An 11,921-nucleotide genomic window follows, 5' to 3' on the forward strand; every position below is an offset into this window, starting at 1 on the left:
TTTTTCATTACTGCATAAAGTTTAAAATTAAACAAAAAATACCGGGGGTTGCAACCCCCGGTATTCCTATTTACACAGTTTATGAGATAGTGCTAAATTACAGAAAAAAGAAGGTTCGTCAGCGCTAACTTCTAAAGATAATATTATCAGTTATTTCTCAATTTGAGCAATTATTTTTTCTTTCAACGTTTTCAGAGAGATGGGTTTGGCAACATAATCGTCACAGCCTGCCTCGAAAGCTTTTTCTTTGTCACCCTTCATAGCATAAGCAGTCTGAATAATTATGGGGATATGGGGAAACTTTTGTTTTAATATTTTTGTAGCTTCATATCCATTTAGCTCAGGCAATTGAACATCCATTAAAATCAGATCTGCACCGTTTTCTTCAATAAAAGAGATACCGTCTTTTGCATTGTCAAAATTTTTGTGTGCAAATCCAAGCATATCAATCGCTATATCTATGTATTCAGCGCTTGCAGGATTGTCTTCTATTGATACAATTCGTTTCATCTTAAAGGCCTATTTAATTTTTCTATTTTTTAAACTTTAAATAAAATACACTCCCCTCTCCTTTTTTTGACTCAAATTCAACACCTCCGCCCAACTTTTCCATTATTGCTTCACTAATAGTCAAACCAAGTCCAGAGCCTTCATATTTTCTTGAATCCCCTTCCTCTCCCTGCCGAAAGGCTTCAAAAATTATTTTCGATTTATTACCTTCAATTCCAATCCCGGAATCTTCAACAAACAAAATAACATGTTCATCGTCTGAACCAAAATATCCAAATTTAATAAATCCTTTTTCAGTAAACCTAAATGCGTTCTCAATTATATTGCTTAAGGCTTGCTTTATTCTTACTCTATCTGATTTTACGATAGAATTCTCATTTTTTACAACTTTAAAAACAAATTCAATATCCGCTAATTTACCTTTATATGATTCTTTATACGAATTATACAATTCTTCAAAAACATCATCTAAGTTAAATTCAGAAATTTCAAATTTTAGTTGATTAGAATGAAGCATAGACATATCGATAATATCTTCAATCACTTTTGTTAGTCTCCGACCAGAGGCTTCTACTATTTCACCATAATATTTCAATCTTTCAGCGTCGGCAATCCCCGAACAAATAAGATTTGAGAAACCCAGTATCCCATTTAAAGGCGTACGTATTTCATGACTTAAATTGGTTAAAAAGGTACTCTTTAGCCTGTTACTTTCTTCCGCCTTTTCTTTAGCAATCTTAAGGTCTTCAATAATCTGTTTCTTTTCAGTAATATTTTCCTTAATAGCCACAAAATGTATTATTCTTCCATCATCATCAAAAACTGGTGCAATGATGGCATTCTCCCAAAAATAAGTACCATCCTTTTTCTTGTTCAAAAATTCACCATGCCAGGTTTTTCCTGAACAAATAGAATTCCACAACTCTTTATAATGAGAAGGTTTAGTAAAGCCCGACTTTAAAAATCCCGGTTCTTTCCCGATAACCTCTTCAGGTTTATATCCTGTTGCATCAGTGAAGCCGGGGTTCACATATTCAATTTCTCCATTTATACCAGTAATCATTACCGACAATGGTGTTTGATAGATAATGTATTGGAACAAATTTAATTTCGACTGGCTTTCTTTCAGTTCGGTAATATCGCGCCCAATACCAACTAAACCAATTATTTTGTCGTTATCATTTTTTAAAGGGAACTTAGATGTTAAAATGATCCTGTTTTTATCTCCCGAAGGAAGAAGTTCTTCCCTGTTTATGATTGTTTCTCCCTTCTCTATTACTCTCCGGTCATCCTCAGTATAAATGTCCGCAACTTCTTTGGGATAAATATCATAATCTGATTTCCCGATGATCTCACTTACGTCGTTAACGCCACAATGTAATGCATCTCCTTTGTTTGCAATCAACTTACGATATTGAGTATCTTTCATATAAATTGCATCTGGAATATTGTCGATTACTGTGCGAAGAAGTTTATTTGTAGTATTTAACTCTTCTTCTGCATTTTTGCTGTCGGTTATATCCTGAATCGTCCCCTGTACTATTTGTCCTTCGCTTTTTTGATCATCATTTATCGCGGGCTGACATATTATCTCAACCCATTTCGTCTTATTTCCGGGTAGTATTATCCGAACCTGTAATTCTGACGCAGTATTATTTACCAAAGCCCGGGTTACGGCAACGTCCAGCTTTTTTATATCTTTTTCCGAAAGGTACTTTGGAGTTTCAAATGGCTTGATAACCCCTAAAGATGGCTTTCTCTCAAAAATCTCAAAAACTTGTTCCGACCATTGTACTTTTTCGGTTTTTGCATTGTATTTCCAATTTCCTATCTTGGCATATTTTTGAGCCATTCTTAAATCTTCCAAACTCTCTTTCAAATCAATTTCGGATTGTACCCTTTGGGTAATATCAGTAAAAGTGATGGCAAAATACTTTTTCTTTGGAGAATAAGCTGATACCTCAAAATATTTACCTGTGTATGAACCATATTCAGAGAAATTATCAGGTTTGCCGGTAAGTGCAACTTTACCGTATCTTTCTATCCAGAATTGTTCAGTATTTGGTAAAATATCCGAAACACGTCGGTTTAATATCTCCTCCCGTTTTAGCCCGATGATTTCTTCAAACTTTCTATTAACTTCGAGAAAAACATAATCAACTGGCTTTCCGTTTTTGTCTGTAATGATTTTGTGATAAGCAAAACCGCTGTTCATATTTTTGAACAAATGTTTCAGATTATTTTCACTTTCGCCCAGGGCTTTTTGCGCTTCTTCGGTTTCTGTAATATCGTGTATCACACCAAAAACCATTCGCTTGTCTTCCCGGTATTCAGCGATCGACCTGATCCGACGTATTTTCCCGTCAATCGGGTGTTTTATCTCAAATTTTACATTATAGGGCTTACCTATATTTATCAAATCTTTCAGCGCCTTATCCAGCTCTTTTCTATATTTTTTTAAAGGAAAGCTTTGTGCTTCTTCAAGTGAAAACTGATTGGCTCGAGCTCCATAAATTTTAACAGCACCATCAGAAGCAATCATTATTTTATCGTCAATATTGAACTCCCAATTTCCAAAATCAGCCAGTCTTTCTGCTCTGTTTAATCGTTTGGTGTTTATTTTTAGCTCTTTTTTTGTAAAAAATTCATCTGTTACATTTCTTACGCTAACCACTAAATGCTCCTTCCCGAGAGGTGAAAATTCAGCGTTATAAAATTCTTTACTATTGCTGTTTCCCTTCTCGATAATACAACTCGACTTTCCGCTCTCCAAGGCTTTGTGACAAACACAGGTTTCCGGCTTTTCACAAGCATTATCATTGAAACACAAATACTCACAACAAATACTTTTATTTACCGCAACATTCGGATCGTTCGACTGTATTATTTTCCTCGAATCATAATTAATCACATAGTAAGTTACAGGCAATACTTTTAGTATCTCATCTGCACTTGTTTTGTATCTCATTATTAATGATTAAAGTTATTTACAAGTGTACTCCCCAAACATGCTTAAAACATTATATTTCCTGATCATTTTTTGAAACTGACAGATGCCTGCAACTGTAGCATTATCATTAGTTAGTGGTTTTATCATAACGTGTTTAAAAAGCGCTTGTATCAAAGGCTGAAAATAGTCTTTATTTACTTCTTTTACAAATAAGCTCTTATTCAAATTAAGTTGAAGATATTGAAAAGCTTATTATATAATAGCCAACTTCAAGACAACTAAAGAGGCTCATTTTTTCAGGTAAGTTGAATCCGGATTTGTACGGAATTTTATTTCTTGCGGACAATTGTCATACCATCACGCAGAGGTAGGATTACCTGTTCAACTCTGTTATCATTTTTCACCAACGTATTAAACTGAATAATTCCTTTTGTTTGCCTGTCATCAGCAGCAGGTTGTTTTTCCAATACTTTCCCGTTCCACAATGTATTATCTGCAATGATATAACCTCCCGACTTTACCTTATCAAAAACCGATTGATAATAATCAACATATTCACGTTTATCTGCATCCATAAAAACAAGGTCGAAGTTATTATCCAAAGTTGGAATAATTTCCAAAGCAACGCCTATCTTTTGTTCTACTTTATTTTCAACACCGGCTTTAACAAAATATTTTGCAGCAAATGTTTCAAGCTCATCGTCAATCTCAATGGTTATTAATTTTCCTCCTTCGCTTAGTCCTCTTGCAAGACAAATTGCGGAATAGCCGGTAAATGTTCCCAGTTCCAGAATCTTCTCAGGTTGTATCATTTTTGAAAGCATGGTTAAAACCTGCCCCTGTAAATGCCCCGAAATCATTCTTGCACCAAGTACTTTGAGATGCGTCTCCCTGTCCAACTCTTTTAATACCTCATCTTCCGGTTCAATATGTGCCAGAATGTATTTGTCAATTTCTTTTAAGCGATTCATAATTACTGATAAACAAATCGGCTCAAACCCTTTTCATCCAATACAACGTTGGCAACCTCCATTAGTTCTTCGGCCGTTATAGATTCTATTTTGTCGAAGATAACCCGTAACGGGTCTACTTTATTGTATAAAAGATAACTTTTACCAATGGTCAGCATTAGATCTTCCCTGCTTTCGGTTGAAATGGCAATTTGCCCGACAAGTTGTTTTTTTGCTTTACTTAACTGAACCGCACCAAGCTTTTTATCGCGTAAAAGTTTAAATTCCTTTAAAACAAGTTTATAAGCCTTTTCAAAATTTTCTTTGTCGGTTCCAAAATACACATTAAACAATCCGGTATCAGAATAGGCGGTGTAATTTGATTCAATATTATACGCCATTCCTTTTCGTTCCCGAAGAGCGAGATTCAATCTCGAATTCATCGACTGACCTCCAAGCAGGTTGTTCAAAAGAACCATCACATTACGTTTTGGATGAGTTATATCAAATGCAATATTCCCGACAACACAATGGGTTTGAAATGTATCTTTTTCGAGGAATCTCTCAACCGGAGCATACAACTCAAATCGTTCCCGTTTGTTTTCCCTTTTCTTTTCCTCAACTTCACCAAAATATTTTTCTACAATTTTGATAAGCTTTTCAAAATCAATTTTACCAACCGAGCTTATTACCATTTGATTTGTATAGTAATTGTTCTCGATAAACTGCAAAATCGTTTTTCTGTTGAATTTATTGATATTTTCTGTTGTTCCCAGAATATTTCGTGCAATTGGGTGACCATCAAAAACCAACTCTTCAAATTCATCAAAAATCAACTCTGAAGGGGAATCTTTGTATGAATTAATTTCTTCTGCAATCACTTCCTTTTCCCTGTTTAGTTCTTTTTCCGGATAGGTACTATTAAACAAGATATCCGCGAGCAACTCGGCTGCCCTCTCGTAAAACTCGGTCAAAAAGGTAGAATACAGCGTAGTTTCTTCTTTAGTGGTATAAGCATTTAGTTCACCGCCCACATCTTCAATCCGGCTTAACACATGAAAAGCTTTTCGTTTTTTTGTTCCTTTAAAAACCGAGTGTTCAATAAAATGTGCCAAACCATGTTCCATCTCCGTCTCGTCGCGCGAGCCCGTGTTTATTAAAATCCCAAGATGCGCAACCGGTGAATCGGCAAACTGATGAATAACACGGATGCCATTCTTCAATGTATATGTCAGAAAATCAGTATCTACCATTAATCAAAATAATAAGCCTGCAAAAGTAAGAAAAGAAAGACTGAACACAAACAAACGTCACTCATTTCATTTTTTTTGTAAAATTTCTGATTTGAAAAAAAAATTCTTTGTGATTTTGAAAATTTGTTTACTTTTGTCACACCAAAATAAAGGGGTGCCATAGCTCAGTTGGTAGAGCAACGGACTGAAAATCCGTGTGTCCCTGGTTCGATTCCAGGTGGCACCACTCTTATAAAAAGGAAACAAAAAAAAGAGCATTTTAACGATGCTCTTTTTTTTTGCCATTAGTTAAAACTCCGAATTAAAATAAAATCTTTAATCATTTATGGTTCAGCACACCACAACTAAACGAACAATTTGGAGTTTGTTTTTCATTTTATATTTTTACGCCCGAATACGGAAGGACGGATGCCAAAAGTTAAAATTTATGCCCAAAGATTTAGTAAATCGAGAAAATTTATCAGAGAGCTAAATCTGTTGGAAATACCTGAAACAGGGAACAAGATTTCCCTAAACCATAAACTTTATAGAGTAGATAAAGTTTTTCAAGCAAATGGTGTGATTGAAATTATTGTAAGCAAGTTGAAAAGGTCATTTCGATTTCCATTTTAGTTTTTTGAAAGTAATTTCTGTAAAACTGAAATCGAAAAAAGCTCAAATTTGACCCAACTTATAATTTTCACACATAGGATTATTATGCCCGTAGATTTCAATTGTCCAATCTGCCAGAATCTGCAACACTCCAGAAAACTATTCGTCCCACTAACCTGCAACATTGCCAGGTTTCCTTTTGATAATCGTCTCTGTAAAAAGATTTTTTTGAGATGCTGTCAAAAAATCAATTCCGCTATTTTCAGCGTACTTTTATACAGGAATAAAACATTCGCTTGTAGCTGATTTTTTAAATTAAGTAAATATACTTCAACCCATTAAGTTCAACTTGCTGTTAAATATAAGGTTAACTTTGTATTGTTATTTCTATATTTGCGCCATTATTTGGGAATGAAAACAAGTGAGAGAGAAATAATCAGGGGACTGAAAAAAGGAGATGAAAACACTTACGTTTATCTCTTCAATGAATTTTATATTTCGCTTTGTGCTTATTCTCAAAAATATGTCGGGCGAAAAGACATAGCCGAAGAAATTGTTTCTGATATCTTCTTTAGCCTTTGGGAAAACCGTAAAAAGATAAAAATAAATACCTCTCTAAAATCCTATTTGTTTAAATCGGTAGTAAACAACTCTCTTTACTATTTAAGAAAGCTGGAAAAAGAGAACAAGCTAAAAGAGTTTTTTAGCGACAGAGAAGTGAACAATATTGAATTTTCGTTCTCACCAGAAGAGGTTTTGGAACAAAGCATTATAAAAAGCAATGTCTCAGACAAAATTGAAGAAGCAGTAGACCGACTCCCCGAGCAACAAAAGAAAGCTTTTAAACTTAAAAGGTTCGAAGGAAAGAAAAATAAAGAAATTGCGGAGGCAATGGGACTCTCAATAAAAACAGTAGAAATGCACTTATCGAGAGCCACACTAAAACTGCGAGAAGATTTAAAAAATTCACTTCCCGACTTTCTTTTCTTTATATTGTTTAAAAGCCAGTAAAACAAACCTCCCGACAAAAGGAACCTCCCGATTGATAATAAAAAAATTGAAAAAATTAACTTTTCGATACAGGGTTTTTTATGAAACCACATCATAGTAATGAATAAACTTAAGAATGAACTTTAACGAAGATATTCAGATATCGATAATCCGATTGTTCACAGGTGAAGCCAGCCCTGAAGAAAAGAAATCGATTAGGGCCTGGTTAAACCAGTCAGATGAGAACAAACAGCTATACAATGAATTGAAAGACTTGTGGCTTGCCAGCGGTATTAAAACAAATGCCGACAAGTATAACCTAGAGCAGGCAATTCAGGAATTCAGAGAAAAGGCAGGTTATAAAAAACAGCAAAACGATGGTCGCCTTGTTATTTTTAATGTGCTTAAATACGCGGCTATTTTTCTGCTGATTGTTGGTATCCCCCTCAGTTATTTTGCCGGCAAACACAACAACATTGTTGATTCTTTTTCAACTGTAACTTGTGTACTTGGCGACAAATCGATGATTTACCTTCCAGACAGTTCGAAAGTTTGGTTAAACTCGGGAAGCACTTTACAATTTAGCAACAATTTTAAAAAAGGAGAACGTCAGGTTTTCCTTGAAGGCGAAGCATACTTTTCAGTTGTTAAGGACAAAAAAAATCCTTTCACAGTGAAAAGCGGCGATATTCAGGTTGAAGTACTTGGTACCGAATTTAACTTAAAAGCCTATCCCGATGAAAACCATGTTTCAGCCACCTTGGTTGAAGGAAGCCTGAAAGTAAGCGGATTAGAAAATCCTACGATAATCAAACCCGGTCAAAAGTTAAAATACGACAATCAAACCAAAGAGATGGCTTTGTTTGAACTTTCAGATACTTCACCAGAAACTGAATGGAAAGACGGCCGACTGGTATTCAGAAACGAATCGTTGGAAGAATTGGAAAAAAAGCTGGAGCGTTGGTTTGACGTTGATATCGTACTGGCCGACGATCAGGTTAAAAAACGAAGATACACCGGAACAATTGAAAGGGAGAGCATCCTGGAAGTCATGTCGTATTTCAGCCTTGCACAATCAGTTGAATACAAAATAGATGGAAATAAAGTAACTTTTTTTAATCAATCCAATAAATAACTAAAACAATGAAAACATAGAAAATATTTCAAAAAAACACTTCAAAAAAATGGGGAAGTCTCGTACACTTCCCCACTAAATAATCAAACCGAAGTTTAACAATTTTAAAGGATCTAATTTATGAATTTTAGTCGAAGATGCCTACCTGGCGAACCGGGAAAGGCAGTGAAAAAATTATTTCTTATTATGAGGATAACAGGATTCTTGATTTTCATTTTAACATTTAACGTGTCTGCGTCAGTTTGGTCGCAGAACACAAAAATGAATGTAAAAGTTGAGAACTCTACTCTCCAGGAGCTTTTCACACAAATTGAGAACAAGAGCAACTACCGTTTTTTTTACAACAATGAAGACATTGACGTCAACCGGAAGGTCTCCATTAAAATGGAAAATAAGTCGATTGGTGACATTCTCGAAGCCGCATTTATTGATTTACCCTATACTTTTAAAGAGGTAAACGACAACCTGATTTTAATTGAGAGAACCAAAAAATCAGAGACAACAAAAAGCACATCGCTCCAGCAGGAAAAAACAGTTTCAGGAAAAATTACAGATCAGAAAGGACAACCGTTGCCAGGCGTTTCAATTATTATTAAAGGAACTACCCACGGAACGGTTACAAATTTTGATGGCGAATATTCGCTTTCCGAAGTACCTGAGAATGTGATTCTGCAATTTTCATTTGTAGGAATGAAAACACAAGAGGTTGCGGTAAATAATCAAACAACAATTGATGTTATTATGGAGGAAGAAACAATCGGGTTACAAGAAGTAGTTGCCATTGGATATGGTAGCCGCCAAAAGAAAAACCTGATTGGTTCTGTCGATCAGATAAGCTCAAACCTTATTGAAGAAAGACCGGTTGGAAACACCATGCAGGCCTTACAGGGAGCCTCGGCAAACCTGGTTATTCAGCAAAGAAGCATGAACCCAAACGACAACAACATGAACATTAATATTCGTGGTATCAGTACCATGAATAACAACGACCCGCTGATTGTAATTGACGGAATGATTACTGAGGTTGAAAGCTTAAATGAAATTAACCCGGCCGACATTGAAAATATTTCTGTTTTAAAAGACGCCGGTAGTGCCGCAATTTACGGTTCACGCTCGTCAAACGGGGTAATACTGGTTACAACAAAAAAGGGTAAAAAAGGCGATAAACCAACGGTTCGCCTTAATTCAATGGTCGGCCTTCAGGTTCCGAACCTGCTTTACAGCCCGGTTAAAGGCTACGAAAATGCCTTGTTAAAAAATCAGGCATTGCTTAACGGCGGTTCATCTCCGGTTTTTACACCGGCTGAAATTCGCGATTTACAAGAAAATGGAGATGGCGAATGGTTTTTCGACGGAATTATGCAAGAAGCTGTTCAGCAAAACTATAACGCCAGTATTTCAGGTGGAAGCGAAACATCAACCTATATGATTTCGACCGGATATTACAACCAGAAAAGTAACTTCGTAGGTGATTTTGGTGTTGAACGTTATAATTTCCGAACCAATCTTACCAGCGAATATGGCAAATTAAAAATTGGAGCTTTGATGGCTTTTAACCGTACCATGCAAAATGCGCCAAATTCAAGTGCAGGAACACTCATTGTTGACGGAGGGCGTATTCCTCCATACTATTATTATAAAATGAAAGGCGAAAATGGCAACTACCTTATTAACGATGTTTTGTCGGAATTTAACCCTTTGGGATTGCTTGAAGCCGGTGGATTTCAGAAAAAAGACAATGACAATTTTTTAGGAAATTTAAATCTTGAACTGGAAATAGCAAATGGCTTAACAGCAAAAGGAGTTGTTGGATTGGACTTGAGTGCGAACCACCGTTATATCCGCGGACTTGAGGTTCCGTTCTATTCCAGTGAAACAGCAACTATACCCAACTCTTACGCAAACAGCACCAGAAACACGGAAGACTATAACGAGAAAAAATATATTTTAAACACCCAGTTTTTGCTCGACTACAATCGTACGTTCAACGATGCTCATAATGTTTCTGGTTTGATTGGTGTTTCAAATGAATCATACACCCGGCAGGCCAACGAAATCAAAATGAAGTATACTGACCGCGATCTTGGACTTCCTGAATCTGAAACAGAAATAGATCCGAGCAGTTACAATACACCGGCTCAAACACAGGAACGAAGTATATACTCGCTGTTCGGACGAGCAGGATATTCATACCGGGATAAATACTATGGCGAATTCAGTTTCCGTTACGATGGTTCTTCAAAATTCTCGGATGATTACCGCTGGGGATTCTTCCCTTCAGTTTCTGGTGCATGGCGTTTATCTGAAGAAAGTTTTATGGAAAATTACAAAAGCCGCTTCGGCGATTTAAAACTCCGTGGTTCATATGGTGTACTAGGAAACCAGAATGTTGACGACTATTCTTATTTCACTACATACACCGTGTATACAAACACCTACGGATTTGGCAATAATTCAGTATCAGGTACTGGTTTCGATTTTGGAAACAGCGAACTACAGTGGGAAGAATCAGCCAATTTCAACGTTGGTCTTGATGCTACTTTCCTTCAAAACAAATTGTATGTCTCGTTTGACTATTTCAACAAAGTTACATCTAATATCTTGTTAACACCGGTTGTTCCATCTGCTTTTGGCGGCGCTGTAGCTAAAGAAAATGCCGGTGAAATGAAAAATACCGGTTGGGAGGCCACAATTAGCTATAATACCAGAACCGGAGCTTTTAACCATAACGTCCGTTTAAACATTGCTGATGCTAAAAATGAGGTGACTGATTTTGGCGGCAACGAACAAATTGACTCCAGCGACCAAATGTTAAAAATCATCCGGGAAGGAGAAGCGCTGGGATCCTATTTTGGATACAAAACCGACGGGCTGTTTCAAAGCTACGAAGAGATTGAAAACAGTGCCTTACCTATTGGCGCAACTGTTCAACCAGGCGATGTAAAATATGTTGACACCAATAACGACGGAGTTATTGACGACAAAGATCGACAGATTTTAGGGAATGCTTTCCCGCGTTACACCTTTGGTTTAACATACGATTTGAAATGGAAAGGTTTTGATTTGTCCATGCTCTTTCAGGGCGTAGGAAAACGTGATATGTTTTTGCGTGGTGAATTGGTGGAGCCCTTCCATGCCAACTACTCCTATGTAATGTACACCCACCAGCTGGACTACTGGACGCCCACCAATACCTATGCAGAGTGGCCACGTTTATCAGCACCGGGCTCTGCTTCAAATACAAACAACTACCAGAAAAGTTCGGATATTTATATGTTCAGCGCAGCATATGTACGTCTGAAAAACATTCAGTTAGGATACACTATTCCGCAAAAAATTACTTCTCGCGTGGGTATTCAGAAATTACGCATCAGTGCCAACGCACAAAATCTATTTACACTGGCAAAAGTTTCGTTCATCGATCCTGAGTCAACAGAATTTGGAAGCAATATGGGTGGAACCGGAGGCACAGGTGCAAACAGCGGTCGAAATTATCCCACCTTAAAGTACTATGGGTTTGGTTTAGAGTTGGAATTTTAAAA

At 36.5% G+C, this 11,921-nt stretch carries 7 protein-coding genes and 1 tRNA gene; 4 read left to right on the forward strand and 4 right to left on the reverse strand.

Annotation, left to right across the window (positions count from 1 at the left end; all coding sequences use genetic code 11):
• Positions 1-150: 150 nt before the first annotated feature.
• The 4 genes from K5G00_RS21825 to K5G00_RS21840 form a co-directional block, all read right to left on the reverse strand.
• A complete protein-coding gene (locus tag K5G00_RS21825; RefSeq protein ID WP_238768487.1) occupies positions 151-510 on the reverse strand; it encodes a response regulator in 360 nt (119 codons plus the stop codon).
• Between the two features lie 22 nt (positions 511-532).
• Positions 533-3,478, reverse strand: coding sequence for a PAS domain S-box protein (locus K5G00_RS21830; RefSeq protein WP_238768489.1), 2,946 nt, complete (start codon positions 3,476-3,478; stop codon positions 533-535).
• A 311-nt stretch (positions 3,479-3,789) separates the two neighbouring features.
• Positions 3,790-4,431: an O-methyltransferase gene (locus tag K5G00_RS21835; protein ID WP_238768491.1), complete on the reverse strand. Its 642-nt coding sequence runs from the start codon at positions 4,429-4,431 to the stop codon at positions 3,790-3,792.
• A 2-nt stretch (positions 4,432-4,433) separates the two neighbouring features.
• The gene (locus K5G00_RS21840) at positions 4,434-5,663 is read right to left on the reverse strand and encodes a M16 family metallopeptidase (RefSeq protein ID WP_238768492.1); all 1,230 of its coding nucleotides are present in this window, start codon (positions 5,661-5,663) and stop codon (positions 4,434-4,436) included.
• A 153-nt stretch (positions 5,664-5,816) separates the two neighbouring features.
• Here K5G00_RS21840 and K5G00_RS21845 point away from each other — a divergent pair.
• The 4 genes from K5G00_RS21845 to K5G00_RS21860 all read left to right on the forward strand — a co-directional run bounded on the left by K5G00_RS21845 (position 5,817) and on the right by K5G00_RS21860 (position 11,919).
• Positions 5,817-5,889, forward strand: a tRNA-Phe gene (locus K5G00_RS21845).
• Positions 5,890-6,665: 776 nt separating this feature from the next.
• The gene (locus K5G00_RS21850) at positions 6,666-7,265 is read left to right on the forward strand and encodes an RNA polymerase sigma-70 factor (RefSeq protein WP_238768494.1); all 600 of its coding nucleotides are present in this window, start codon (positions 6,666-6,668) and stop codon (positions 7,263-7,265) included.
• A gap of 115 nt (positions 7,266-7,380) precedes the next feature.
• The gene (locus K5G00_RS21855) at positions 7,381-8,379 is read left to right on the forward strand and encodes a FecR family protein (RefSeq protein ID WP_238768496.1); all 999 of its coding nucleotides are present in this window, start codon (positions 7,381-7,383) and stop codon (positions 8,377-8,379) included.
• 261 nt (positions 8,380-8,640) lie between these two features.
• A complete protein-coding gene (locus K5G00_RS21860) occupies positions 8,641-11,919 on the forward strand; it encodes a TonB-dependent receptor (protein ID WP_238768498.1) in 3,279 nt (1,092 codons plus the stop codon).
• Positions 11,920-11,921: the final 2 nt, after the last annotated feature.

The organism is Maribellus maritimus, from assembly GCF_022267315.1.
In the GTDB taxonomy this organism is placed as follows: Bacteria; Bacteroidota; Bacteroidia; order Bacteroidales; family Prolixibacteraceae; genus Draconibacterium; species Draconibacterium maritimum.

Bases quoted from the DNA above. Each gene is read 5' to 3' on its own strand.
- K5G00_RS21860 (WP_238768498.1), top strand. From the start codon at position 8,641: ATGAATGTAAAAGTTGAGAACTCTACTCTCCAGGAGCTTTTCACACAA.
- K5G00_RS21850 (WP_238768494.1), top strand. From the start codon at position 6,666: ATGAAAACAAGTGAGAGAGAAATAATCAGGGGACTGAAAAAAGGAGAT.
- K5G00_RS21825 (WP_238768487.1), bottom strand. From the start codon at position 510: ATGAAACGAATTGTATCAATAGAAGACAATCCTGCAAGCGCTGAATAC.
- K5G00_RS21855 (WP_238768496.1), top strand. From the start codon at position 7,381: ATGAACTTTAACGAAGATATTCAGATATCGATAATCCGATTGTTCACA.
- K5G00_RS21830 (WP_238768489.1), bottom strand. From the start codon at position 3,478: ATGAGATACAAAACAAGTGCAGATGAGATACTAAAAGTATTGCCTGTA.
- K5G00_RS21840 (WP_238768492.1), bottom strand. From the start codon at position 5,663: ATGGTAGATACTGATTTTCTGACATATACATTGAAGAATGGCATCCGT.
- K5G00_RS21835 (WP_238768491.1), bottom strand. From the start codon at position 4,431: ATGAATCGCTTAAAAGAAATTGACAAATACATTCTGGCACATATTGAA.